The sequence below is a fragment of the Roseomonas sp. FDAARGOS_362 genome (genome assembly GCF_002754815.1).
Lineage (GTDB): Bacteria > Pseudomonadota > Alphaproteobacteria > Acetobacterales > Acetobacteraceae > Roseomonas > Roseomonas mucosa.
This window is the reverse complement of record NZ_CP024588.1, coordinates 967,810-992,205: the sequence shown is the minus strand read 5'-3', so window position 1 is coordinate 992,205 and position 24,396 is coordinate 967,810. Positions and strand designations below refer to the sequence as shown.

At 72.6% G+C, this 24,396-nt stretch carries 17 protein-coding genes; 8 read left to right on the top strand and 9 right to left on the bottom strand.

Annotation, left to right across the window (positions count from 1 at the left end; genetic code table 11):
* Nucleotides 1-16: 16 nt before the first annotated feature.
* Both CTJ15_RS09425 and CTJ15_RS09420 read right to left on the bottom strand, forming a co-directional pair.
* Entirely contained in the window at nucleotides 17-4,057 is a 4,041-nt protein-coding gene (locus CTJ15_RS09425; protein ID WP_099781509.1) for a translocation/assembly module TamB domain-containing protein, read from the bottom strand.
* Nucleotides 4,057-5,958: an autotransporter assembly complex family protein gene (locus tag CTJ15_RS09420; RefSeq protein ID WP_226946148.1), complete on the bottom strand. Its 1,902-nt coding sequence runs from the start codon at nucleotides 5,956-5,958 to the stop codon at nucleotides 4,057-4,059. Before CTJ15_RS09420 ends, CTJ15_RS09425 begins: the two co-directional genes overlap by 1 nt.
* An 80-nt stretch (nucleotides 5,959-6,038) precedes the next feature.
* Between CTJ15_RS09420 and CTJ15_RS09415 the strand changes: the two genes are divergently transcribed.
* On the top strand, nucleotides 6,039-7,193 hold the full coding sequence (locus tag CTJ15_RS09415) for an amidohydrolase (RefSeq protein ID WP_075822040.1): 1,155 nt from the start codon (nucleotides 6,039-6,041) through the stop codon (nucleotides 7,191-7,193).
* Between the two features lie 25 nt (nucleotides 7,194-7,218).
* Here the strand turns inward: CTJ15_RS09415 and CTJ15_RS09410 are convergent, their stop codons facing one another.
* Complete coding sequence (locus tag CTJ15_RS09410) at nucleotides 7,219-8,196, bottom strand: alpha/beta hydrolase (protein ID WP_058390468.1); 978 nt, start codon at nucleotides 8,194-8,196, stop codon at nucleotides 7,219-7,221.
* A gap of 102 nt (nucleotides 8,197-8,298) precedes the next feature.
* Between CTJ15_RS09410 and CTJ15_RS09405 the strand changes: the two genes are divergently transcribed.
* Nucleotides 8,299-10,920: a bifunctional acetate--CoA ligase family protein/GNAT family N-acetyltransferase gene (locus CTJ15_RS09405; RefSeq protein ID WP_099781507.1), complete on the top strand. Its 2,622-nt coding sequence runs from the start codon at nucleotides 8,299-8,301 to the stop codon at nucleotides 10,918-10,920.
* A gap of 38 nt (nucleotides 10,921-10,958) precedes the next feature.
* Here the strand turns inward: CTJ15_RS09405 and CTJ15_RS09400 are convergent, their stop codons facing one another.
* Nucleotides 10,959-11,840 (bottom strand): helix-turn-helix domain-containing protein, encoded by an 882-nt coding sequence (locus CTJ15_RS09400; RefSeq protein WP_019459920.1) that lies wholly within the window; start codon nucleotides 11,838-11,840, stop codon nucleotides 10,959-10,961.
* 570 nt (nucleotides 11,841-12,410) lie between these two features.
* Here CTJ15_RS09400 and CTJ15_RS09395 point away from each other — a divergent pair.
* Nucleotides 12,411-13,526, top strand: coding sequence for an AI-2E family transporter (locus CTJ15_RS09395; protein WP_075822046.1), 1,116 nt, complete (start codon nucleotides 12,411-12,413; stop codon nucleotides 13,524-13,526).
* Nucleotides 13,527-13,542: 16 nt separating this feature from the next.
* On the opposite strand, the gene CTJ15_RS09390 is transcribed toward CTJ15_RS09395, so the two are convergent.
* The 3 genes from CTJ15_RS09390 to ggt all read right to left on the bottom strand — a co-directional run bounded on the left by CTJ15_RS09390 (nucleotide 13,543) and on the right by ggt (nucleotide 17,596).
* Complete coding sequence (locus tag CTJ15_RS09390) at nucleotides 13,543-14,022, bottom strand: CreA family protein (RefSeq protein WP_019459918.1); 480 nt, start codon at nucleotides 14,020-14,022, stop codon at nucleotides 13,543-13,545.
* 145 nt (nucleotides 14,023-14,167) lie between these two features.
* Nucleotides 14,168-15,754, bottom strand: a complete 1,587-nt coding sequence (locus CTJ15_RS09385) for an ABC transporter substrate-binding protein (protein ID WP_075822042.1) — start codon at nucleotides 15,752-15,754, stop codon at nucleotides 14,168-14,170.
* A gap of 111 nt (nucleotides 15,755-15,865) precedes the next feature.
* Nucleotides 15,866-17,596: a gamma-glutamyltransferase gene (gene ggt, locus CTJ15_RS09380; protein WP_075822043.1), complete on the bottom strand. Its 1,731-nt coding sequence runs from the start codon at nucleotides 17,594-17,596 to the stop codon at nucleotides 15,866-15,868.
* Between the two features lie 67 nt (nucleotides 17,597-17,663).
* On the opposite strand from ggt, the gene CTJ15_RS09375 reads away from it, so the two are divergent.
* The gene (locus tag CTJ15_RS09375) at nucleotides 17,664-18,050 is read left to right on the top strand and encodes a YraN family protein (RefSeq protein ID WP_075822044.1); all 387 of its coding nucleotides are present in this window, start codon (nucleotides 17,664-17,666) and stop codon (nucleotides 18,048-18,050) included.
* A 3-nt stretch (nucleotides 18,051-18,053) separates the two neighbouring features.
* On the opposite strand, the gene CTJ15_RS09370 is transcribed toward CTJ15_RS09375, so the two are convergent.
* Both CTJ15_RS09370 and CTJ15_RS09365 read right to left on the bottom strand, forming a co-directional pair.
* The gene (locus CTJ15_RS09370) at nucleotides 18,054-18,386 is read right to left on the bottom strand and encodes a DHCW motif cupin fold protein (RefSeq protein ID WP_019459914.1); all 333 of its coding nucleotides are present in this window, start codon (nucleotides 18,384-18,386) and stop codon (nucleotides 18,054-18,056) included.
* Nucleotides 18,387-18,465: 79 nt separating this feature from the next.
* A complete protein-coding gene (locus tag CTJ15_RS09365; RefSeq protein WP_075822045.1) occupies nucleotides 18,466-19,968 on the bottom strand; it encodes a YifB family Mg chelatase-like AAA ATPase in 1,503 nt (500 codons plus the stop codon).
* Nucleotides 19,969-20,065: 97 nt separating this feature from the next.
* Here CTJ15_RS09365 and CTJ15_RS09360 point away from each other — a divergent pair, with 97 nt between their 5' ends.
* From CTJ15_RS09360 to CTJ15_RS09345, 4 genes are read left to right on the top strand one after another with little or no spacing between them, the layout of a single operon-like run.
* Nucleotides 20,066-20,794 (top strand): DUF1028 domain-containing protein, encoded by a 729-nt coding sequence (locus CTJ15_RS09360; RefSeq protein ID WP_019459912.1) that lies wholly within the window; start codon nucleotides 20,066-20,068, stop codon nucleotides 20,792-20,794.
* Nucleotides 20,791-21,792: an ABC transporter ATP-binding protein gene (locus CTJ15_RS09355; RefSeq protein ID WP_019459911.1), complete on the top strand. Its 1,002-nt coding sequence runs from the start codon at nucleotides 20,791-20,793 to the stop codon at nucleotides 21,790-21,792. The genes CTJ15_RS09360 and CTJ15_RS09355 overlap by 4 nt, the downstream gene beginning before the upstream one ends.
* Complete coding sequence (locus CTJ15_RS09350) at nucleotides 21,789-22,850, top strand: ABC transporter ATP-binding protein (protein ID WP_019459910.1); 1,062 nt, start codon at nucleotides 21,789-21,791, stop codon at nucleotides 22,848-22,850. Before CTJ15_RS09355 ends, CTJ15_RS09350 begins: the two co-directional genes overlap by 4 nt.
* Nucleotides 22,847-24,388 carry an ABC transporter substrate-binding protein gene (locus CTJ15_RS09345; protein WP_099781506.1) on the top strand — a complete coding sequence of 514 codons (1,542 nt, stop codon included), beginning with the start codon at nucleotides 22,847-22,849 and terminating at the stop codon, nucleotides 24,386-24,388. Before CTJ15_RS09350 ends, CTJ15_RS09345 begins: the two co-directional genes overlap by 4 nt.
* The last annotated feature ends 8 nt before the right edge of the window (nucleotides 24,389-24,396 follow it).

The window sequence follows — 24,396 nt, the reverse complement described above, 5'->3', positions numbered from 1 at the left end:
CCCCTGTCCCGCGCCGTCAGTATTCGTATTCGTAGGACAGTCCCGCGCTCTGGCCGTCCGTGCCGGTGGTGCTCTTGAGCTTCAGGCGCGGGGTCAGCTCGACCTCCACCCCGACGCGCGGCTGGCCCGTCGTGGCTCCCGGATCGACGTTCACATAGACGCCGTCCGCCACATAGCCGCCCGCCTTGACGCCGAGTTCGCCGGAAGAGGTGGAGTCCACGCCCAGCCGGTCCAGGCCCAGTCGCTTCGCGATGCGGCCGAAGAAGCCGCCGTCGGAATCGCTGCCCAGCGCCCCGGTCGCGCCCGCCAGGGCCTGGGCGATCTGGGCGATCTGGAAGGGCGAGAGCTGGCTGGTCGGGCGCGCGAAGAGCAGCCGCGCCAGGACCTCGTCCTGCGGCAGTTCGGGGGAGGAGGTGAACTCCACCTTCGGCGCCGTCGGCTTGCCCGAGATCGCCACGTTGATGGTGGTGGACTGGACCGTGGTGGTGGCCAGGAAGTCCAGGTCCGGCATCACGCCGCCGCTGAAGGCGAGGTTGCCGCGCGAGAAGCTCAGGCGGCGGTCGATCAGGGTGAAGGTGCCGCGCACCATGTTGAGCGAGCCGGTGATGTTCGGCGCCGAGGCGGTGCCGCCGACCTTGAGGTTGCCCTCCATCTCCGCGTCCAGTCCACGGCCGCGCACGTAGAAGCGGCCGGGGATCACCACGTTGATGTCGAGCGCGATCGGTGCCGCCTGCGGGTCGGGCTGGCTCGCGGCGGCCGGGGTGGCGGATGCGGCCCGGGCGCGCCTGGGCACCGGGGCACCGCGCCCGACCTCCCGCACATCGCCCAGATCCGCCACGCTGCCGGGCAGGCCGGTGGGGATGCCGAGCGTGGCCTCGGGGATTTCGATGCGCCCGGAGGCGCGCAGGCCGGAGGCGAGCCCGCCATCCAGCAGCAGGTCGGTGTTGAACAGCCCGGTGAAGAGGTCGCTGGTCACCGGCTGCAACCCCTGGCTGGTCAGGGCGATGCGCAACGGCTGGCCCGGCGCGAAGGGCCGGGCCTCGCCCTGGGCGCTCAGCGTGCCCCTGGTGCCGCTGGCGGTCAGGCTCTCCAGCACGATACGGTCGCCCTGCGCCGTGATGCGCGCCGCGATGTTGCGCAGCGCCGCCCCGTATTCGAGGTTGCGGAAGCTGCCGTTGCTCAGCGTCGCGCCGCCGCTGAGCTGCGGGGCGGAGACGGTGCCGGCAGCGCGGGCGTCGATGGTGAGCTGTCCGGTCGCCCGGTTGGCGCCCGCCGCCAGCAGCGGGCCCGCCAGCGTGCCGAGATTGGCATTGCCACGCAGGCTGGCCTGGACCGGCGCGTTCGCCGCCGCGCCCTGCGGCAGCCGGGCCTCCAGCGTTGCCCGCACGGCGCTGCCGGCCACGAGGTTGGCGACCGCCTCGATCGCCTGGCCGCGCATCTTCGCGTTCACCGTCAGGTTGGCGGGCGGCAGGCCTGTGGCATAGGGCGCGTCGGCCCGGAGCCCGGTGGCGCGGATCTCGCCGTCGATGTTCGGCGCGGCGGTGGCGCCGGTCACGCGGACATCGCCGTTCACCGTGCCGGCGAGGCGCGGATCGGGCACGAAGAGATTGGCCATGGCCACCGGCAGGTTGGCGATGGTGGCGCGCAGGTCGGCCTGCTGCGGTCCCCATTGTCCGCCCAGGCGCAGCGTGCCGCCCGGCCGGGCCGCCAGCGCCATGTCGCCGATCCGGATGCCGCCATCCTGCCGCAGCGTCACCGTGGCGGGCGCGGTCAGGCGGATGCCCATCTGCCCCCGCGTCACGTCCAGCGCAGCGAGGTTCACCGTGCGGTCCGCGCTCACCGCATCGATCCTGGCGCGGGTGTTGAGCCGGGCGTCGAGGGCGGCGATCTGGGCCTGGAGGTTCAGCGCGTCGAGCGCGCCCTCGGCCTTCACCGTGCCATCGACCGGCGTTCCGGCGGCGGTCAGCCGGTTCAGCCGCAGGTCGGCCTTCACCGTCTGTACGCCGCGGGCATCCGGGACACCCCGGGCCTCCAGGTTCAGACCGCCGGCAAGCGGTATGCCGGCGATGCCGGAGAGCGGCGTGAGGTCGCGGGCCTCCAGCTTCACCTGCCCGTCGAAGAGCAGCTTCGCGATGTCGAAGTTGCCGCCGCCGTCCAGGCGCAGTGGGCCGAGGACTGCGGCGAGGCGCTCGATGCGCAGGACCTGCTCGTTCAGCGCGGAGGCCGCGTCGAGGCTCAGCGGCTGTCCGTCCAGCCGGCCGCTCAGCTTCGCGGAGCCGGTCGGAGGGGAGAGGCGGGCAAGATCGGCATCGAGCTGGAGGTTCTCCAGCTTGTGGCCTTGCGCGATCAGCTCGGGGCTGTTCACCTTGGCCTGTACGGTGGGGGCGGCGAGGGTGCCACCCACATGCAGGTCGGCCTGCATCCGCCCGCGCACCGGCTGGCCGGTGGCCTCGGCATTGGCGAGGCGGATCTGCGCCGTCAGGTCCAGCGGGTCCCGGTAGGAGCCGGAGGCCGTGGCGGTGAGGCCTGCCCCGGTCAGCTCCAGTTGCTCGATCCGCCTCAGGTCGCCGCGCAGGGTCAGCACGGGCTCCTTGCCGAGCAGCCCCGGCGCCGGTTCCGGCAGGCGCGGGTCGCGCATCACCAGCTTCGCCTCCACCATCGGGTCCTGCTGCGTGCCGGTGACGGTGCCGTCGAGTTCCAGCGCCCCCCAGCCGATGCTGGCCGGCAGCAGGTCGCCCAGCGCCTTCGCATCGCCCATGCGCGCCTTCAGCGCGAGGTCGAGCGTGTCGCGGTAGCGGCCCGAGGCCTCCAGGTTCAGCCCGGCGCCCGCCACGGTCAGGCGTTCGATGCGCTCGCCGTCGCCCTTGAGGTCCAGCCGGATGGCGTCGCCCACCAGGGTCGGCGGCGCCTGCGGGATGCGTGGCTGGCGCACCACGCCTTGTGCCTCGATGCCCGGGGCGCTGGTGGAGCCGGTGACATGGGCGTTCAGCGTGATGCCGTCCCAGCCCATCCCTTGGGGCAGCAGGCCGCCCAATGCCTCGGAACGGCCGAGCTCCGCCTTGACTGTCAGGTCGCTGTTGTCGCCGACATAGCCGCTGCCTTCCACGCGGCCCGGCGCGGCGGAAACGAGGAAGCTGTTCAGCCGCAGGCCGGCGCCCTCGGGCCGCAGGTCCACGGCGAAGTCGCCGCCGGTGACCGGAGCGGGCAGCAGGCCGGGGGCCTGGACATTGCCCCTGGCCACCAGGCCCAGGCCGCCGGTCGCCGGCAGGGCCAGCGTGCCGTCCGCCTGGGCCTTCAGCGCATCGCCGATGGCGGCGCGCAGCGTCAGCGCGGCGCCCTCGGCCGGACCGTCCAGGGTGATCCGGGCGCTGCCGGGGGCAGGGGGCAGGCCGAGCAGCCCGGCCACCATGCCGCCCGCGGGCTCGTCATAGGACAGGTTCAGCTTCACCCGCTGCCCGGGGGCCAGGGCGACATCGGCATCCAGCGCGCCGGGCATGTCCAGCCGCCGCGCCTTCACGCCGAGGAAGGCGCCGTCCTCACCCAGCCGCCCGCCCGCCTGCAGGTTCAGCGCCGCGGGCATCCCGGCCACCGCCTGCCCGATCTCCAGCCGCTCGACCTCCAGCGCCTCCAGCGCAAGGCCGACGGGAAGCTGGGGCAGGGAGGGGATCAGGCTGCCGCCCTCGCTGGGCTGCGGCTCCGGCGCCGGGGCGGTGCTTTCCGGCACGCGCTCGAAATCCAGGCGGCTGGCATGGAGGCGGCGGATGCGGACCTCCCGGTGCAGCAGGGCACCGAGATCCATGTCCAGCGAGGCGTTCTCGATGGTCAGGTAGGTGCCCTTGGCATCGGCCATGGCGATCCGGTCGATGCGCGGGCCGAAGGGCAGGCCGCCATGCAGCCCCTCGATGGTCAGGCCGGGCACGTACTGCCCGGCCAGCCGGGCGATCATCGCCTGCCCGGGCGAGGTATTGGCGAAGACCAGCACGCCGCCGACCACGACGACGGGGAGGAGGATCAGGACCAGCAGCAGGATGCCGGCCCACTTCAGCGCGCGCCGCATCAGAAGGCCTGCCCGATGCCGATATAGAGGCCGTAGCCGGAATCGCCCGGCAGCTTCTTCAGCGGGAAGGCCACGTCGGCGCGGATCGGGCCGATGGCGGTGGCGTAGCGCACGCCCAGGCCGGCGCCGAAGGCCAGGTTGCTGAAGCCGGGCGCGCTGTCCTCCTGCACGCTGCCGCCATCGACGAAGGCGGCCATGCCCCAGGCGCCCGCGATGCGCTGCCGCACCTCCAGGCTGGCCTCGACCACCGACAGGCCCCCGGTCGGCGTGTCGTTGCTGCGGCGCGGTCCGATGCGCTGGAAGTCGTAGCCGCGCACCGAGCCGCCGCCGCCCGCGTAGAAGCGCATATGCGGCGGCACGTCGAAATAGGAGGAGGTGCCGAGAATGCTGCCGACGGAGATTCGTCCTGCCAGGATCGTGCCCTTGTCGCTGGTGAGGTCGTGGTAGGCACTGGCGGTGCCGCGCATCCGCACAAAGGTCTGCCCGCCATTGATGGCATAGATCGGCGAAACCAGCCCGTTCAGCCGCAGGCCGCGCGAGGGGTCGAGCAGGCTGTCCGTATCGTCCCAGAAGGCGGTGCCGAGCAGGCCCACGAGCTGGTAGTCGCGCTTGCTCGCACCGTATTCCTTGGTCTTGCCGAACTCGCCGATCACGCCGCCCGCCAGGGTCAGGCGCGGATCGGGCTTGGTCTCGACCGACACGGCCCCGGTGACGGCGTCGCGGTCATAGGCGAGCAGCCGCTCGCGGATCGCCGCCGTGTCGATCACCAGCGTCATGTTGCGCCCGAAGATCCAGGGCGAGCGGAGATTGGCGCCCACCCGGGCGTTGAAGCTGTTGCCGGAGCTGCTCTGCGAGGTCCGGCCGACCGAGCCTTCCAGGCGTAGCCGCTCGGCGCCGCCAAAGAGGTTCCGGTGCTCCCAGTACACCGTCGCGGTCGGGCCGTTGCGGGTCTCGTAGGCGCCGGTGACGCCCAGGGCGCGGCGCGGCCGCTCGGAGACCAGGAAGGTGACCGGCAGGCGCCCGCTGCCGTCCAGCGCCGTGCCTTCCTGCGCCCGCACCATGCCGAAGACGCCGAGATCCACGAGGTCCCGCCGCACCCGGGACAAGGTCTGCGGGCTGTACTCCCTGTCGGTGAGCTGCCCGGCCACGGCGTTGAGCATGCGCGGGCTGACGCGGGTCGCGCCCTCCACCTCCGGCGTGGCGAAGCGCGCCTGCGGCCCGGGCTGGAGGTGATAGACCACCTCCATGAGATGCGTGTCGAAATCGACCGTCACCTCCCGCCGGGGGATGGAGGCGAAGGGATAGCCGGCATCGCGCAACGAGGTGACCAGCCGGTCGCCGGCCGAGATCACGTCCTCGGCCCGCGCGGGATCGCCTTTGGCGAGGCCGGTGATCTCCCCGGCGGCGGCCAGGTCGCGGCCGGGGTCTTCCGGCGCGACCCGGAGCAGCCCGATCCGGAAGCGCTCGCCCGGCTCGGCGCCGACGGCCACCTTCACCGGCTCCTTGCGGCCGGCCAGCCGCGCGGCGAGCTGCGGCGTTTCCGGCGGCTGCCCGTCGATCAGCACCACCGGGCGCCCGCCATAGAAGCCTTCCGCCCGCAGCGCGCGCGTGACCAGCCCCTGTTCCTGCAAGGCGCGGGCGACCAGCCCCTCGGCCGAGGTGGGGGCGACGCCCTGCAGCCGCTTCAGGGCGGAGATGGACGAGATCGCGGAATCGACCTCGGAGCTTCCGGTCGGGCGGAACTCGGTCTCATAGGGGACAGTGGCCTCGTCACCCGCGCCCTGGTCCGCCGCCCCGGTGCCGGCGGCCGGGGCGCCGGGCTGGGCTGAAGGGGGGGAGGCCGCCCCCGCCGGGCCGCCTGCCTGGCTGCCCCCTTGGGCCAGTGAGATCTCCGCGGGCATCGCGACCACGAAGGTGAAAGAGGCAAGCAATGCCGGAAGGCGATGGAGCATCGGCAATGAAAGGGCTATCCCCCGAAACCATGAACCCGGAACTCGTCGAAACCCTGACCGGTTGGCGCCGCCACCTGCACGCCAACCCTGCCCCTACCCTGGATGAGGGACCTACGGCGGCGTATGTGGCCGCACGTCTGCGCGAGCTTGGCGTGACCGAGATCGCCGAGGCCATCGGCGGGCACGGGCTGGTTGCCACCCTGCGGCGCGGCGGCGGCAACCGCTCGGTCGGCCTGCGCGCCGACATGGACGCGCTGCCGATCCAGGAGGCCGCGGCCGACCTGCCCTGGGCCTCGACGCGGCCGGGCGTGATGCATGCCTGCGGCCATGACGGCCATACGGTGGCGCTGCTCGGCGCGGCGGCTCTGCTGCTCCGGGACGAGAGCTGGTCGGGCACGGTCCATCTGGTCTTCCAGCCCGCCGAGGAGGGCGGGGGTGGTGCCCGCTCCATGGTGGCGGACGGTCTCTTCGAGCGTTTCCCCATGGACCGGATCTTCGGCTGGCACAACTGGCCGGGCCTGCCGGTGGGCACCATCGCCGTCCATGACAGCGCGGTCATGGCGGCCGGCCGGCGTTTCAACATCGTCATCCGCGGCCATGCCGGTCATGCCGCCCTGCCGCACCTGACGCGCGACCCGATCCTCGCCGCCGGCCACGCCATCACCGCCGTGCAGTCCATCGTGGCGCGCTCGGTGGACCCGATGAAGACGGCGGTGTGCAGCCTGACCACGATTCATGGCGGCGAGGCCTCGAACCAGATCGCGGCGGAGGTGGTGCTGGACGGCACCATCCGCTTCATCGACGACGAGGTCGGCCGGCTGATGATCGAGCGGCTGGAGGCCATCGCCGCCGGCCTGGAGGCGAGCTTCGGTGTGCGGGCCGAGGTGCGGGTGCTGGCCGGGGTCGATGCCACGATCAACCACCCGGCGGAGCGCGAGCTGGCCGCCGGGGCCGCCGGGGCCGTGGCGCCGCTGCGCCGGGACGTGGGCCCCGCCATGACGGGGGAGGATTTCAGCGCCTTCCTGCAGAAGGTGCCGGGTGCCTTCGTCTGGATCGGCAACGGCCCGGCCGAGGGCGGGCGGGAGCTGCACAACCCGCACTACGATTTCGACGACCGCGTGCTGCCGGTGGCCAGCAGCTACCTCGCCGAGGCGGCGAGGCGGGCGCTTTCCGCCAAGGGCTGAGGCGCCGGGCGGCGGGAAGGGGGACTCAGCCGAGCCTTTCCCGCAGCCAGCGTCCCGCTTCCGCCACCGCCTCGTCGGCGGCGCCGACCCGGCCCTGGGCGCGCAGGAAGCCGTGCACCGTGCCGGGAAAGAGGCGCGACAGCACCTCCACCCCGGCCTCCCGCATCCGCCCGGCCAGGGCCAGGCTGTCGTCGCGCAGCACGTCCAGCTCCGCGACCTGCAGCAGGGCCGGGGGCAGGCCACGGAGATCGGCGAGGAGCGGCGAGGCGAGGGGGCTCATCCGCGCCTCCTCCTCCGGCGCGTAGAGGCGCCAGAACAGCGCCATCCGCTCCCGCGTCAGGCCGAAGCCCTCGGCGAACTCGCGCTGGCTCTCCGTATCGCAGCGGGCATCGTAGCAGCCATAGGCGAGCAGCAGCCCGCGCAGCGCCAGCCCCGGATCGGTCTCCCGCAGCAGCAGCGCGGCCGCGAGGGCCAGGTTGGCCCCGGCCGAATCGCCGCCCAGCACGATGCGCGCCGGGTCCAGCCCCAGCGAGGCGCCATGGGCCGCCACATGGCGCACCACCCCGGCCACCTGTTCCAGCGCGATGGGGAATGCGGCCTCGGGCGACAGGGCATAGTCCGGCGCCAGCACGGCGCAGCCGGCGGCCTGGGCATAGGCGCGGAACAGGCGGTCATGCGTGTCCACGCTGTTCCAGACCCAGCCGCCGCCATGCAGGTTCACCATTACCGGCAGGGCGGCTCCACGTCCGCCTTCCACATGCGGGCGGTGCAGGCGGCAGGACAGCGGGCCGGAGGACAGGTCGAGCCGCAGGTCGCGGCTTTCCGCCATGGCATGGCCCCCGGCCGCGAGCGGCAGGTTCAGCGCCTCGGTCCGCGCCCGTCCGGCGGCGAGGTGGCGCGCCGTGTCCCGGGTGATGTCCGGGATTGGATCGGACAGCGCGGCGGCCTCCATCGCGCGGGTGAAGCGAAGCATCTCCGGATCCCAGCGCGAGTCCTGCGGCATCGGCACGGCCCTTCCTTCTCATGCCCCCGCCAATGGGCATTGACGGGGAAGCCTGAAAGCAAGATTGCCGCATCGCCTGGAAATCACCACCCTGAGGCGGCGATGACCCCTTTCCACTCCCCCAGCCTCCGGCCCGGTTTCCGGGCCGCCTCCCTTTTCGCGCCCAGGCGCGTGGCCTTCCTGGGCGATCCCGCCCTGCCGGAGACCGCGATCCTGGCCCGCAACCTGGTCGCCGGGCAGTTTAAGGGAGCGTTGCACACGATCGGCTTCCGCTGGGACGGGCTGGAGGAGGCGCCGAACCTCGACGCTCTGGAGGAGGCGCCGGACCTCGCCGTGATCTCCCTGCCGCCGGAGGCCCAGCCCGCCGCCTTCGCCGCCCTGGCCGCCCGGGGCTGCCACGCGGCGGTGGTGCCGGTCGCCGCCCCCGACCTCGCCGCCCTCGCGCGCGACAGCGGCGTGCGGGCGCTGGGGCAGCGTTCCTTCGGGCTGGCGGTGCCGCCGCTGGGCCTTAACGCCACGCTGTCGCATCTCGTGCCCCGGCCAGGGAAGCTGGCGCTGCTCTGCCAGTCCTCGGCCTTGGCCCGGGCGATCCTGGACTATGCCGAAGCCCAGGGCTTCGGCTTCAGCCTGATCGCGGGCATCGGCGGCAACGCGGATTACGGCTTCGCCGGCGCGCTGGACTGGCTGGCGCGCGACGCGGCCACCAATGCCGTGCTGCTGGACCTGCGGCGGATCAAGAACCGGCGGCAGTTCATCTCCGCCGCCCGTGCCACGGCGCGCACCCGGCCGGTGGTGGCGATCCGGCCCGGCAGCGCCTCGCGCGAGGCGCTGGGCGGAGCGGACGCGGTGATGGAGGCGGCGCTGCGCCGCGCCGGGGTGCTCCGGGTGGCGGATCTGGCGGAGCTCCTCGCCGCCGCCGAAACGCTGTCGCGCGTCCGGGTCTCCTCGCTGCGCAGCGGGGCGGAGGCGGACCGGATCGCCGTGATCTCCAACGGCCTCGCCACCGGCCAGATGGCGACCGATTCGGCGCTCCGGCGCGGCGGGCGGCTGGCGGAGATCCCGGAGGCCGCCTGGCCGATGCTGAACCTCGCCCTGCCGCCGCGCTGGCATGGTGGCAACCCGCTGGTCCTGCCGCATGGCGAGGGGCACCGGCTGGCGGAGGTGGCGGCGATGATCGCCACGCTGCCGGAGGTGGGCTCGGTGGTGGCGATCCACTCGCCGAATCCGGAGGAGGACAGCGACGCCGTGGCCGCCGCCATGGCCGGGCTCAGCGGCATCCGTGGCGCGCCGATCCTGGTGGGCTGGCTGGGTCAGGCCACCGGCAGCCCGCAGCGCTCCTTTCTCGCCCGCTCCGGCATCGCCGTCTTTCCCACGCCGGAACGGGCGGTGCGCGGCGCGCTGCATCTGGCGCAGGACCGGCGCAACCGCGATGTGGCGGCGGAGTTGCCGCCGCGCGACGTGCTCGACTTCGCGCCGGACCGCGCGGCGGTGCGCCGGCTGCTGGATGCGGTGCGGGAGCGGGGCCGGCTGTCGCTGAACGAGGCCGAGGCGCTGGGCGTCTTCGACGCCTATGGCGTGCCGACCATCGCGCGCCGCGTGGTCGCCACCCCGACCGAGGCGGGCAAAGCGGCCATGGAGCTCGGCTTCCCGGTGGTGCTGAAGCTGCTGAGCGCCGAACTGCCGCGCAAGACGGAGATCGGCGGCGTCGCGGTCGGGCTGCGCGACGTGAAGAGCGTGCGGGCCGCGGGCCTCGCCATGCTGACGCGCGCGGCGCAGGAGCGGCCGGACTGCCGCATCGACGGGCTGCTGGTTGAGCGGCAGGCGCAGCCCGGCGCGGAGCTGCGCCTGCGCCTGGGCGACGAGGTGATGTTCGGCCCCTGGATCGGCTTCGGTGCCGGCGGCACCACCGCCGACCTGCAGGCCGACGAGGCGGTGGACCTGCCGCCGCTGAACCGCGTCCTGGCCACGGCGCTGATCGGCCGCACGCGGATCTCGCGCCGCCTGCATGGCTGGCGGGACCAGGAGGCCGTGAAGGTCGAGGCGGTGTCCGACGCGCTGGTGCGGCTTTCGGCCCTGGTGGTGGATTTCCCGGAGATCAAGGAAGCCACCATCAACCCGCTGATCGCCACCGCCACGGGCGTGATCGCCGTGGATGCCGACCTGCGCCTGCGGGCGGAGGGCGAGGCCGCGATGCTGGCCATCCCGCCCTATCCGGCGGAGCTGGCGGAGCCCTGGACGGCGCCGGACGGGCGCCGGCTGATGGTCCGCCCGATCCGCCCCGAGGATGCGGCCGCCCAGGCGGAGGCCTTCCGGAATATGGACCCGGACGATATCCGCTGGCGCTTCTTTGGCGCCATGCGCGAGCTGCCGCGTGCCCAGATCGCCCGCATGACGCAGATCGACTATGACCGGGAGATGGCCTTCGTCGCCATCGAGACGGGTGAGGACGGGGTGGACCGGATCGTCGGCGTTTCCCGCCTGACGCGGGAGGGGCAGGGCAACAGCGCCGAGTTCGCCGTGGTGGTGCTGCCACGCTGGAAGGGCAAGGGGCTGGGCCGCCACCTGATGCGGCGGGTGCTGGACTGGGGCCAGGAAACCGGCATCCGTCGCGTGGTGGGCCAGGTCCTGGCGGACAACACGCCGATGCAGGCTTTCGTGACCCGGCTCGGCTTCCACCTGCACCGGCTGGAGGACGATGTCCTGGAGGCGAGCCTCGATCTCTGAGGACTGCGGGGGCTGGCACGGTGCCGCCCCCGCGGGTTTCAGTCGTTGCGCGAGTGGCTCTGGATCAGCTCCCGCACACGGGCCGCCGCGCTGGCGCCCTTGAGCGCGTCGCGCCACACCGATTCCGCCACGCGCTGGTGGATGGACACGGCCTCGTCCGCCCCGGTGATCATGCCGACGCCGACGGCATTGAAGGGCGAGACGTCGGGGGCGAAGGGGTTGGCGCAGAGATGGGCGCGCTCGCGGTCACGGAAGACCACGAAGGTGCCGGCCGGATCGCCGCCTGGCAGCAGGCCGAGCTGCAGGCCCATCGGCTCGCTCTCCATCAGCTCGGCAATGCGCTCCACCTCGGCGCGGGCCGCCGCGCGGCAGCGGTTCCGGACGCGGTCGGACAGCGGCATGGCGCCGGCCACGCCATCCTCCAGCAGCCGGCGCAGGGCGCCTTCGCCCAGCATGGCGATGATCGAGGGCCGGCGCTGGGCATAGAGGCGCTTGCGCGTGGCGAGCTGGCTGAGCGCCTGTTCCGCCGTGGTACGGGCCTGCATCCGCTCCGGCGAGGCATCGGCGGTCTCCGCCAGGGCCTCGGCCAGCGCCCCCTCCAACGCGTCCGAGGACACCTGTACGCAGAGCGCCCCGCCCACCTGCAGAAGCTGGTCGGCCTGTTCCTCGATCTGGCGCAGGCGCTCGGTAAGGGCGAGGGGCCGGGAGAAATACTCGACACCGATCCCCAGCAGGGACAGTGGCGAGATTTTCAGCAGCTCCGCGAGGCGCCGGATCGTGTCCAGCTTGATGACCTCGCCCTTCTCGTAGCGATAGAGCGCTGCACGGGACACGCCCAGGCGCGCCGCGATCTCCTCGGCCCGGAGACCCGATTCGAGCCTGTAGGCGCGTAATTGCTGCCCGATATCGGCAAACCGCATGCAACCCCTCGTGATTTAAGCGTGTTGGCCTCCGGTCGGTCGAGCCCCATAACCGAACCGAAGCATTTCTCGCAAAATGCGGCGGCGCCCGAAGCGTATCAACAGGAATCTACATTTTTTGATGCGTCGCAACGATCGTCGCTTCGGGCCACGCCATGCAAATCGTCTTTCTGCTTCTTTCCACTATCTTTAATGGACGTGCCACAGGCAGGCGGAACGCAGGGGCTGCACCGGAAGCGTCGATACCCTGAACCCGGCGGTCCGTCAGGTTTCCGAGGCGCGTTTTCCGCTCCGGCGCGTTCGATTCGGCGGACGGCCCGCCTCCGGATGCCAGGGATGGCCGGAATCTCGCCGGCGACCCCGTCGGAGGCGCGCGAGGCGCCCGGCCCAGCCCGCCCGCATCCTGTCCCCTCGTACCCCTGCGTATTTCCCTTGGCGCCGATCCGGCCTAGAGCGGAAACGCGCGGATGGATCGGTCTGGCCGTGAGCTGGCCCGTATCCGGGGCAGGCGACACGGCGGGACCCCGTCCCGGGACCGGAACCGCGCCCGAATCCTTGGACGCCGAGAACATGGCACGAATCCCGGAGACCCCGGACGACTCCTTCCGGCCGGCGCAGCTGATCGGCGCCCTGGCCCTGCTGGCGCTGCTGGCTGGCTGCCTGCTGGTGGTGCGCCCCTTCCTGTCCGCGCTGCTCTGGGCGGCGATCCTCAGCTACTCCACATGGCCCGCCTACCGGCTGCTGCGGGACAGGCTGGGGCTCTCCGCCAACCTCGCCGCCGTCGTCATGGTCGGCGCCATGTTCCTGGTGCTGGGCCTGCCGCTGCTCTTCGCCGCGCCCACCAGCGGGGCGGATGTGGAGAACCTGCGCCAGATGGTGCGCCGGGCCACGGAAGGCGGCCTGCCGAGCCTCTCCGGCCTGGTCGGCGCCATCCCCGTGCTCGGCCCCTGGCTGCAGGGCCATGTGAACCGGCTGGGCACCGACCTGTCAGGGATTTTCCAGACGCTGCAGCCCTATATCGGCAGCGTCGCGCAGCTCCTGCTTTCCGGCGTGCTGGGCATCCTGTCCGGGCTGGCGGAACTGCTGATCGCGATCCTGCTGGCCTTCTTCTTCTTCCGGGACGGCGCGAAGCTGGCGGATGCGGTGCAGCGCATGGCGGAGCGGATCGCCGGCGCGCGCGGGCGGCACCTCGTGCTCCTGGCCGGGGATGTGACCCAGGGCGTTGTCTATGGACTGCTGGGCACGGCGGTGGCCCAGGGGGTGATGACCGGCTTCGGCCTCTGGCTGGTGGGCGTGCCGCAGCCGGTGCTGCTCGGCGTCGTGGCGGGCTGCATCTCGATCCTGCCGGTCGGCGCGCCGGTGGTTTGGATCCCGGCGGCGGTCTGGCTCTTTGTCGAGGGGCGCCCCTGGGCCGGTGGCTTCATGCTGCTCTATGGCGCAGGCGGGATCTCCTCGGTGGACAACTTCATCCGCCCCTGGCTCATCGCGCGCGGCGCCGACCTGCCCCTGTTGCTGACCCTGCTCGGGGCGCTGGGCGGCGCCTTTGCCTTCGGCCTGCTGGGGCTGTTCCTGGGCCCTGTGCTGCTGGCCGTGGGCTTCACCATCCTGAAGGAATGGCTCGGCCAGCCGCCTGCGGCAGGGATGGACCAGAGCGGATCGCCGAAGGGCGCAAGCCCGGAGGCGTGAATCCGCCCTGAAGACCTCAGCGGAAAGGAACGGCGGCGACCACGTTGTAGGGCGAGCCGTCCACCAGCTTGGTGGACCATGCCAGATAGACGACCACGCCCTGCTCCTCGTCGATGAAGCGGTGAACCCGCGTCTCCTTGAAGAACAGGCTGGTGTTGCTCTCGAAGACCTTCTCGCCACGGTCACCACGCTGGGCCTTGTCGGTCACCTGCACCGGCCCGGTGGCGACACAGTTCAGGCCGAAGCGCGCCGGGTCCTCCGCCAGACCGACCATGCCGGACACGCCGCCCGTACGCGCCTGGCTGATGTAGCAGGCCACGCCGGACACGTCCGGGTCGTTGAAGCGTTCCACCACCACGCGGTGGGAGCGGGTGAGGCCGAGATTGGTGACGGCGGTGTTCACATAGCCGATCTGCTTGGTCTCGTCCGCCGAGGCGGGCAGGGCGAGGCATGTGCCGAGCAGGGCGGCGAGGGCGATGCGGTGGGGGCGGCTCATGGGCGGGGCTCCGGTTCCGGGCAGACCTCCACAGGAATGCCGGGGTGTTGTCCGCGGCACCAGAGGGTGCTGCCCAACGGCCGGGGACGACAGCCGGTTGCGCGGCGCGCCGTGGCGGGGGCCGTTGGCGCGCCGCTCGCGGAACTCAGTGCTTCTCGACGCCCCAGAAGACCGGGACCGTGGTGGGCCGGATTCCGGTCAGGCTGGCGCGCCAAGCGGCATTGGTGCGGAACTGCCCGGCATTGACATAGGGCACCGTCTCGTAGGCACGGGCCTGCACCCGGTCGAGCAGCGCGCGGCGTTTCGCGGGGTCGTTCTCGCTCCACCACTCATGCCGCAGCGTTTCCAGCTCCTTGTCGCAGGGCCAGCCGGACAGCCCGCCGTCGCAGGGGCTGGCGAGATAGAAATTGGACAGCGGATCGCCCGCGTCGAAGGCATTGGCGACGGTGACGAAGAGGTTCCAGCCCTCCTTCCTGTTGCGGCGCTGGCCCAGCGTGCCCCAGTCCATGGAAGGCAGGTCCACGTTCATGCCCGCCTGCTTGAGGGCCTCCGCCATCACCAGCGTCGCCGCGTTGTTCAGCGGCTGCTCCGTGGAGTTCAGGAAGACCACGGGCGAACCGTCATAGCCGCCCTGGCGCAGGTATTCCCGCGCCCGGGGCAGGTCCTGCTCCTTCAGCCCGCGCGCCCCGGCGGCGGTCTCCAGTGGTGTGCCGCACATGAAATAGGCGGGGCAGTAGGGCACCTGCTCGGCGGAGCGGATGCCCATGCCGTCCAGCACGTCCTTCTGGCTCACCGCGAAGAGCAGGGCCTGGCGCGCACGCTCGTTGTCGAAGGGCGGCTGCGCGTGATTGGGACGCAGCCAGACCATGTAGCCGACCGGGTTGATCGGCTTCACGGTGAGCTGCCTGTTGCGTTCCAGTTGCGGGATCAGGTCCGGCGGCGGCTGCTCGATGAAGTCGATCTCGCCGTTGCTCAACGCATTGGCGGCAACGGCGGCATCGGGCATGGCCAGCCACTCGATGCGGTCCACCTTGGGCTCCTTGCCCCCGGCCAGCCCGTCCGCCGGCTCGGGGCGCGGCCTGTAGGCGGGGTTGCGGACATAGACGGTGCGGTCGCCGACGCGCCATTCCTCCTTGCGGAGGATGAAGGGGCCGGAGCCGGTGGCATCGGTGATCTGGGTGTTCGCCGGGGCCCGGGCGATGCGTTCCGGCATCACGAAAAGGGCCGAGCCGGTCGGGCGGGCCAGCGCTTCCAGCACCAGGGCGAAGGGCCGGCTGAGCTTCAGCTCGAAGCTCTTCTCGTCCACCGCGTCAAGCGAGGCGGTGGCGGCGGCCATGGCCTTGCCCACCACGTCGCGCTGCGCCCAGCGCTTGATCGAGGCCACCGCGTCAGCCGCCCGCACCGGCTGCCCGTCATGGAAGGCGAGACCGTCGCGCAGGGTGAAGCGCCAGGTCAGGCGGTCATCGGAGGCGGTGTAGCGGTCCACCATCTGCGGCTTCGGCACGCCCTGGCTGTCCAGGGCGAAGAGCTGGTCGTAGACGAAGAAGCCGTGGTTTCGCACCACCGCCGCCTGCGAGAAGACCGGGTCGAGGCTGGTGAGGTCGTTGATCAGCACCACGCGCAGGGTCGTGTCGGCCTGGGCGGCGGGGGCGGAGGCGAGCGTGGCCGCGCTTGTCAGGCTGGCGGCGGCGAGGCGCAGGGTCAGGGCAAGGGCCCCGCGGCGTGAGGACATGGCGGCATCTCCGCTGGCGGAATGGCGACAAGCCGCCCCGGTCTCCCGGGGCGGTGCGTCGGATCGGCCGCATGTCAGCACGGACCGTGCCAGCGGGCGAGGGCGGCGCCCTCAGTCCCCGAGGGCCACGCCCTCCCGCCGCGGATCGGCGCCGCCGACCATGCCCTCCGGCGTCACGCGGATCGCCTGAGTGCCCGAATTCATCGCGCGGATATCCACGGTATGGCCCATCGCCTGGAGCGCCGGGGCAAGGCCGGCGGCGGCGGTGCCGCCCTCCAGCTCCACCGCGCCGCCCAGCGTGCCGACATGCGGCAGGGCCAGCGCCGCCTGTGGGTCGAGCCGCCAGTCCAGCATGCCCAGCAGGGCCTGGGCGACATAGCCGATGATCCGCGCCCCGCCGGCGGAGCCGACGGCGGCGACCAGCCGGCCCTGGCGGTCGAAGACCAGCGTGGGGGACATGGAGGAGCGCGGGCGCTTGCCGCCCTGCACCTGGTTGGCCACCGGGCGGCCATCCACCTCCGGCCGGAAGGAGAAGTCGGTCAGCTCGTTGTTCAGGATGAAGCCGCGCACCATCAGCCGCGCGCCGAAGGCATCCTCGACCGTCGTGGTCATGGCCAGGGCGTTCCCGGCATCGTCCACCACGATCACCTGGCTGGTGCCGTGCTCCGGCTGGGGCGGCATGGGGGAAAGCGGCACCTCGTTCGGGTCGCGCCAGCTGGGATTGCCGGGGCTGGGCTGGGCCATGGCGCGGCCGGGTGCCACCGCCTGCGCCCGCAGGGTCAGGTAGGCCGGGTCCAGCAGACCGCGCAGCGGCACGGGCAGGAAATCGCTGTCGGCCAGGTACTGGTTGCGGTCGGCGAAGGCGAGGCGCCCGGCCTCGGCGATCAGGTGCGCCGCCTCGGCACCGCGCGGATCGAGGGCGGAAAGGTTGAAGTGCTCCAGCACGCCCAGGATCTGCGCCACCGCCACGCCGCCGGAGGAAGGCGGCGGGAAGCCGCAGACGATGTAGAGGCGGTAGGGCGTGCAGACCGGCTGCCGCCGCTTCGGCGCGTAGCCGGCGAGGTCGTCGGTGGTCATCAGCCCGCCCTCGCCATAGTTGCGCACCGCCGCGGCGATGTCGGAGGCGATGGGGCCGCGCAGCAGCGCCGCCGCGCCGCCATCGGCGATGGCCTGCAGGGTGTCGGCCAGGGCCGGGTTGCGCCGCACCGTGCCTTCCGGCAGCGGCACCGGATCATTGGCGAGAGGCGCGGGCGAGAAGAAGTAGCTCCGGGTCGCGGGGTTCCGCCGCAGTCGCTCGGCATCGTCGGCGATGGCACCGGCCAGCCGGGCGGAAACGCGGAAGCCCTCCCGCGCCGCCTTGATCGCGGGCTCGAAGAGCCTGGCCCAGGGCAGGCGGCCATTCTCCTTGTGTGCGGCCTCCAGCATGGCGATGGCGCCGGGCACGCCGATGCTGCGGCCGGACATGACGGCGTCGTGGAAGGGCAGCGGCTGGCCGTCGCGCAGGAAAAGGCCCGGCTGCGCGGCGGCGGGGGCGGTTTCCCGCCCGTCCCAGGCGGCGATCCTGCCGCTGGCCGCGTCGCGGTACAGCATCAGCGCACCGCCGCCGATGCCCGAGGACTGCGGCTCGACCAGGGTGAGCATGGCCTGCACGGCGATGGCCGCATCCACCGCGCTGCCGCCCTGGCGCAGCATGGCGAGGCCGGCCTCCGCCGCCAGGGGATGGGCCGCCGCCACGATGTGCCTTCTGGCGACACCGGCCTGCGGATGCAGCGCGCCCGCGCTATCCTGCGCCGCCGCCGGCAGTGAGATGAACAGGGCGAGGCAGAGGACAAGGCGACGCATGAGGCGGACTCCGACGATCGGTGCCCCGGAGCGGGACGGATCCGGCCCAGATGGGGCGGCGGGCAGATTGCGCCAGGATTGCGCCGATCCGAAGGCAGGCCGCAGGCGGGCGGAGAGCCGGGGGCGTGCGGCCGAGTCCCTGGCGGCGGAGGCGCTGCGGGCCGAGGGCTGGGCGGTGCTGGCCCTGCGGGCACGCACGCCGGCCGGGGAGATCGACCTGATCGCCGAGCGGGAGGGGCTGCTCGCCTTTGTCGAGGTGAAGGCGCGGCCCGATCTCGCCGGCGCGGCGCTGGCCCTTGGGCCCCGGCAGCGCGCGCGGCTGCTGGCCGCGGCGGAGGCCTGGCTCGCCCTGCATCCCGGCCATGGCGGCGCGGGCATCCGCTTCGACGTCATCCTGGTGGATGGCGCGAGGCGGATGCGGCGCATCGCCGATGCCTTCCGGCTGGGCGACTGAGGCTCAGTCCACGATGAAGAGCTTCGCGCCCGTTTCCGTGGAGGAGCGGTGCGGCGCGTCGCCGAAATCCGAGACGGTGTAGCCATGCCCGGCGGTGAGGGTGACGCTGCGGCCGTCCTTCAGCTCGCTCCTCAGCGTGCCTTCCAGCACGTAGATGATGTGGCCACGGTCGCACCAGTGGTCCGCCACATAGCCGGGCGAATACTCCACCACGCGCATCCGCACGTCGCCGTTGTTCAGCGTGCGCCACAGGGCGGTGCCGGTCTCGCCCTTGTGCTCGGTGGCGGGCAGGGCGTCCCAGTGGACGGGGGTGAAAGGAAGTGCGGGCAGCTTCAAGGCCGGTGGCTCCATGTCGGTCGCGCGGCCCGGTTCTGCGCCCCTGGCCGGCCCGGCGCAACGAGGTGGCCCCGTCGCCTCAGCGCGCGCGGTAGGCCAGCGCCTCCGCCACATGGGGCCGGCCGATCACGGCGGAGCCGGCGAGGTCGGCGACGCTGCGTGCCACCCGCAGCATCCGGATGAAGCCCCGGTTGGACAGGCGCAGCCGTTCCACCGCGCGTTCGGCCAGGACCAGCGCCTCGGCGGACAGGGCGGGCTTGAGGTGGTCCAGGCTGGCCTCCGCATTGGTGCGCGGCCCGTTGCGGCCCCAGCGTTCCGCCTGCATCGTGCGGGCCTGCGCCACCCGGCCGGCCACCACGGCGCTGGTCTCCCCGGCCGGGGCGCGGGCGAGTTCCCCGGCGGGGATCGGCTGCAGGGCGATGCTCATGTCCAGCCGGTCCAGCACCGGGCCGGACAGCTTGCCGCGATAATCCTCGCCGCAGCGGGGCGCCCGGCCGCATTCGCGCCCGCCTTCGCCCAGATAGCCGCAGCGGCAGGGGTTCATCGCCGCCACGAGCTGCACCCGTGCCGGGTAGGAGACATGGGCGCTGGCGCGGCTGATGGAGACGGTGCCGCTTTCCAGCGGCTGGCGCAGCGCCTCCAGCGCCGGGCGCGGGAATTCCGGCAGCTCGTCCAGGAAGAGCACGCCGCGATGGGCCAGGCTGATCTCCCCCGGCCGGCCGCGCGGCCCGCCGCCGGTGAGCGCGGCCTGGGAGGCGGAATGGTGCGGGTCGCGATAGGGCGGGCGCAGGCTGAGGCGGCCGCCTTCCAGCAGCCCGGCCACGGAGCGGATCAGGCTGACCTCCAGCGCCTCCTGCGCCGAGAGGTCCGGCAGCAGCCCGGGCAGCCGCGCCGCGAGCATGGATTTCCCGGCCCCCGGCGGGCCGATGAAAAGCAGGTTGTGGAAGCCCGCCGCCGCGATCTCCAGTGCCCGCTTGGCACTTTCCTGCCCCCGCACCTCGGACAGGCAGGGGGTCGAGGCATCGGCAGGCGAAGGGGCGGGCAGGGGCGGCTTCGGCGCGGGCAGGAGCTGCCGGCCGGTGAAATGCGCGATCAGGCGGTGCAGGTCCGGCGCGGCGACGATCTCGGCGGAGGAGACCCAGGCCGCCTCCGGCCCCTGGGAGGCCGGGCAGACCAGGCCGAGCCCCGCCTCCGCCGCCGCCAGAGCGGCGGGAAGGATGCCGGGAATCGCGGTGAGGGCGCCATCCAGCGCCAGTTCGCCCAGGGCCGCGAAGCCCTGGAGTTCGTCGGCGGGCACGACCTCCATCGCCGCCAGCAGGGCAAGCGCGATGGGCAGGTCGAAATGCGTGCCTTCCTTGGGCAGGTCGGCCGGGGCGAGGTTCACCAGGACGCGGCGCGGCGGCAGGGCCAGGCCCAGCGCCGATAACACAGCCCGCACCCGCTCCCGGCTCTCGGCCACGGCCTTGTTCGGCATGCCGACGAGGTTGAAGGCCGGCAGGCCAGGCGCGATCTGGACCTGAACCTCCACGGGGATGGCGTCGATGCCATTGAAAGCGAAGGTCACGACGCGGGCCATGGTCATGCAACCCATGCTAGAGTGTGATTATTCTTCCCTCAACCCGACTGCCGCGCCGTCTGCATCTTGCCCATCCTGGCATGGCGCGTGCAAACCTGACGGCATGACCTGGAGCATCCTGGCCCGCGACCCCGAGACCGGCGAGCTCGGCGCGGCGGTGGCCACCAAATTCTTCGCCGTCGGCGCGCTCTGCCTGCGGGTGGAGGGACGCCTCGGCGCCGTCGCCAGCCAGGCGCTGGTGAACCCCATGCTACGAGAGAAGGCCCTGGACGGGCTGCGGGCGGGCGGCGGTGCCGGAGAGGTGCTGGCGGCCGTGACCGCGGGCGATCCGGGGCGCGAGGCGAGGCAGTTGCACATCCTGGCAGCGGCCGGAGGAACGGAGGGCGGCAGCGCCCGGCATACCGGAAGTGGCTGCGTGGGCTGGGCCGGGCATGTGGCAGGGCCGGATGTCTCGGTGGCCGGCAACATGCTGGCCGGGCCCCGCGTGGTGGAGGCGACGCGGGACGCCTTCCTGGCCACTGCCGGCCAGCCCATGGCGGAACGGCTGCTGCTGGCGCTGGAGGCCGGGCAGGCCGAGGGCGGCGACAAGCGCGGACGGCAGTCCGCGGCGCTGCTCGTGGCCAGCCGCGATCCCTATCCCGACCTGGACATCCGCGTGGACGACCATCCCGACCCGCTGGCGGAGCTGCGGCGCCTCCATGCCGTCTCACGCGGGCATTTCGCGCTTTTCCGCCGCTTCATGGCGGGACACGACGAGAACGGACGCGAACATCCGGGCGTCTTCGACCGGGCGGTGCTGAACGCGGCCATCGAGAAGGCGCAGGGCGCGTGAGCGCGGCCCCGCCGGTCTTCCCGGTCCTGGAGGTCATCGACCTTTCCCTGAGCTTCGCCACCGAGCGCGGGCCGCTGGGCGTGCTGGATGGCGTCTCCTTCACCGTGCCGCCGGGGCGTACCGTGGCGCTCGTGGGGGAGAGCGGTTGCGGCAAATCCGTCACCTCGCTCGCCGTGATGGGCCTGCTGCCCGAGACCGCGCGGCTGAACGGCACGATCCGGCTGGAGGGCCGCGAGATCGCCGAGCTGCCGCCGGAGGAGAAGCGGCGCCTGCGCGGCGGCGCCATGGCGATGATCTTCCAGGAGCCGATGACCAGCCTGAACCCCGCCTTCACCGTGGGCGAGCAGGTGGCCGAGGCGCTGCGCCAGCATCGCGGCATGGGCCGGCGCGAGGCGGCGGCCATGGCGGTGCGCGCGCTGCATGCGGTGCGCATCCCCGATGCGGCGCGGCGCGCGGCGCAGTATCCGCACCAGCTTTCCGGCGGGATGCGGCAGCGGGTGATGATCGCCATGGCGCTCGCCTGCCAGCCGCGCCTGCTGATCGCCGACGAGCCGACCACGGCGCTCGACGTCACGGTGCAGGCGCAGATCCTGGCACTGCTGGACGAGATGCGCGCCGCGACGGGCACGGCGGTGCTGCTGGTGACGCATGACCTGGGCGTGGTCGCCGACCATGCGGACGAGGTGGTGGTGATGTATGCCGGCCGCATCGCGGAGCAGGGACCGGCGGCGAAGGTGCTGAACACGCCGCAGCATCCCTATACGGTCGGCCTCCTCGGCGCCGCGCCGCGGCTGGACGGGCCGCGCGGCGGCAGGCTGGCCACGGTGGAGGGCACGGTGCCCGACCTGATGGCGCCGCCGCCCGGCTGCCGCTTCGCCCCGCGCTGTCCCTTCCGCATCGCCGCCTGCGACGTGACGCCGGCGCTGATCGACCTCGGCGGCGGGCACCGCGCCGCCTGCCACCGAACGCCACTGGACCAGTTCCTGGACGCCGCATGACCGAGACCCTGCTCGAACTCGACCGCGTGGTGCGGCATTTCCCCGTGCGCGGCGCGCTGGGGCAGCGGCGCGGCGCGGTGCATGCGGTGGACGGCGTCTCGCTCTCCGTGGCGGCGGGCGAGGTGCTGGCCGTGGTGGGCGAAAGCGGCTGCGGCAAGTCCACGCTGGGGCGGCTGATGCTGGGACTGGAGAAGCCGGATGCCGGCATCGTCCGCTTCGGCGGCGAGGACCTGACGCGGATGGGCGGCCGCCGCCTGCGCGCGCAGCGGCGCTGGATGCAGATGATCTTCCAGGACCCCTATGCCAGCCTCGATCCGCGCATGACGGTCGGGCAGGCGGTGGAGGAACCGCTGCGCATCCATCGCCTCGTGCCGAAGGCGCGGCGCCGCGCGCGGGTGGAGGAGCTGCTGGCCCGCGTCGGGCTGCGGCCGGACCATGCCGACCGCTGGCCGCACGAATTCTCCGGCGGGCAGCGCCAGCGCATCGCCATCGCGCGGGCCCTGGCCAGCGGGCCGAAGCTGATCGTGGGCGACGAGCCGGTGAGCGCGCTGGACGTCTCGGTACAGGCGCAGGTGGTGAACCTGCTGCAGGAGCTGATCCGCGACCTGGGGCTGGGCTTCGTGCTGATCAGCCATGACCTCGCCGTGGTTCGCCATGTCGCGGACCGGGTGGCGGTGATGTATCTCGGCCGCATCGTCGAGGAAGGGCCCGCCGAGGCGATCTTCGACGATCCGCGCCACCCCTATACGCGGGCGCTGCTGGCCTCCGTGCCCGGCGTCGGCGGTGGCGCGCCGCTGCCGGGCGACCTGCCGAGCCCCCTCGCGCCGCCCTCCGGCTGCCGGCTGCACACGCGCTGCCCGCATGCCAAGGAGATCTGCGCGCGGCAGGACCCGGCGCTGGCGGGGGCCACCGAGGCCTCCCTGCGCCGCACCGCCTGCCATTTCCAGAACGGGCTGCCGCCGGTCCTGCCGCTGCGCGAGCGCCGTGCCACGGGCGAGCGGCAGGCCCGGCTGCAACGATTCTTCGACCGCACCGACGTCACGGGAGACGCCGCATGAACCCTGCCATCACCCGGCGCGGCCTCGCGCCGCTGGCCCTCGGCGCCATGGCCGCCGCCTCGCTGGGCGCGCGCCCGGCGAAGGCGCAGGGGACGAAGCATTTCCGCCTCGGCCTGCGCGAGGACCCGGACATCCTCGACCCGACGCTGGCGCGCTCCCTGATGGGGCGCATCGTCTTCGCCAGCCTCTTCGACAAGCTCTTCGACGTGAACGAGAGGCTGGATATCGTGCCGCAGCTCGCCACGGGCCACAGCTGGGAGGACCCGAGGACGCTGCTGATCCCGCTGCGCGAGGGGGTGAAGTTCCACGACGGCACGGCGATGGATGCGGAGGCGGTACGCTACTCGCTGATGCGCCACCTGACCATGCAGGGCTCCTTCCGCCGTGGCGAGATCGGCACGATGGAGACCATCGAGGTGGTGGACCCGAAGACCGTCCGCATCCGGCTCAAGGAACCCTCCGCCGCCTTCCTGTCGCAGCTCACCGACCGTGCCGGCATGATCCTGTCGCCCAGGGCTGCCGAGGCGGCGGGCAAGGATTTCGGCGCGAAGCCGGTGGGCACCGGCCCCTTCCGCTTCGTCGAGCGCGTGGCGCAGGACCGCATCGTGGTCGAGCGCAACCCGGACTACTGGGATGCGAAGCGCATCCACCTGGACCGCATCACCTATCAGGTGATCGTGGACAGCACGGTGCGCGTCGCCAACCTGCGCTCCGGGACGCTCGACCTCGTGGAAAGCGTCGCGCCCACGGATGTGAAGGAGATCCAGGGTAGCCGGAACCTGAAGGTCGCGGCGACGGACGGGCTCGGCTACTGGGGCATCACCTACAATATCGGCAATGGCGAGCAGAGCCGGATGCCGATCGGCCAGGATGTCCGCCTGCGCAGGGCCTTCGATCTCGCGCTGGACCGCGAGGCCCTCATCCAGGTGGTCTATGAGGGCATGTTCACCCCTGCCACCCAGGCCGTGACACCCAGCTCGCCCTACCACATCGCCGCGCGCAAGGTGCCGGCGCGCGATGTCGCCCGCGCGAAGCAGCTCCTGAAGGAAGCAGGCGTGCAGGCCCCGCTCAGCGTCGAGATCATGGTCGCCAACAACCCCGAGGCGCGACAGGTGGCCGAGGTGATGCAGTCCATGGTTTCCGAGGCGGGCTTCGACCTGAAGATCAAGGCGGTGGAATTCGCCTCCGGCCTGGCCGCCGCGGTGCGCGGCGAGTTCCAGCTCTATTTCAGCGGCTGGTCGGGTCGCCCCGATCCGGACGGCAACAGCTGGGCCTTCCTGCACAGCCGTGGTCCGCAGAACGACGGCAGGTACAGCAATGCCGAGGCCGACCGGATCCTCGATGCCCAGCGGCAGGAGATGGACGAGGCGAAGCGCAAGGACCTGTACCGCCAGCTCTGGGAGCAGGCGGTGGACAAGGACCAGGCGCGCTCCTACCTCTGGTACATCAAGAACATCGCTGCCCATACCACCCGCGTCGGCGGCTTCCGGCCCCATCCGGACGGTCTGATCCGCGTGCAGGACCTCACCCTCTCGTAAGGACGCGC

Bases quoted from the DNA above. Each gene is read 5' to 3' on its own strand.
- CTJ15_RS09405 (WP_099781507.1), top strand. From the start codon at position 8,299: ATGACCCCTTTCCACTCCCCCAGCCTCCGGCCCGGTTTCCGGGCCGCC.
- CTJ15_RS09345 (WP_099781506.1), top strand. From the start codon at position 22,847: ATGAACCCTGCCATCACCCGGCGCGGCCTCGCGCCGCTGGCCCTCGGC.
- CTJ15_RS09390 (WP_019459918.1), bottom strand. From the start codon at position 14,022: ATGAGCCGCCCCCACCGCATCGCCCTCGCCGCCCTGCTCGGCACATGC.
- CTJ15_RS09420 (WP_226946148.1), bottom strand. From the start codon at position 5,958: ATGCCCGCGGAGATCTCACTGGCCCAAGGGGGCAGCCAGGCAGGCGGC.
- CTJ15_RS09385 (WP_075822042.1), bottom strand. From the start codon at position 15,754: ATGTCCTCACGCCGCGGGGCCCTTGCCCTGACCCTGCGCCTCGCCGCC.
- CTJ15_RS09410 (WP_058390468.1), bottom strand. From the start codon at position 8,196: ATGCCGCAGGACTCGCGCTGGGATCCGGAGATGCTTCGCTTCACCCGC.
- CTJ15_RS09360 (WP_019459912.1), top strand. From the start codon at position 20,066: ATGACCTGGAGCATCCTGGCCCGCGACCCCGAGACCGGCGAGCTCGGC.
- CTJ15_RS09425 (WP_099781509.1), bottom strand. From the start codon at position 4,057: ATGCGGCGCGCGCTGAAGTGGGCCGGCATCCTGCTGCTGGTCCTGATC.
- CTJ15_RS09400 (WP_019459920.1), bottom strand. From the start codon at position 11,840: ATGCGGTTTGCCGATATCGGGCAGCAATTACGCGCCTACAGGCTCGAA.
- ggt (WP_075822043.1), bottom strand. From the start codon at position 17,596: ATGCGTCGCCTTGTCCTCTGCCTCGCCCTGTTCATCTCACTGCCGGCG.
- CTJ15_RS09395 (WP_075822046.1), top strand. From the start codon at position 12,411: ATGGCACGAATCCCGGAGACCCCGGACGACTCCTTCCGGCCGGCGCAG.
- CTJ15_RS09350 (WP_019459910.1), top strand. From the start codon at position 21,789: ATGACCGAGACCCTGCTCGAACTCGACCGCGTGGTGCGGCATTTCCCC.
- CTJ15_RS09415 (WP_075822040.1), top strand. From the start codon at position 6,039: ATGAACCCGGAACTCGTCGAAACCCTGACCGGTTGGCGCCGCCACCTG.
- CTJ15_RS09365 (WP_075822045.1), bottom strand. From the start codon at position 19,968: ATGACCATGGCCCGCGTCGTGACCTTCGCTTTCAATGGCATCGACGCC.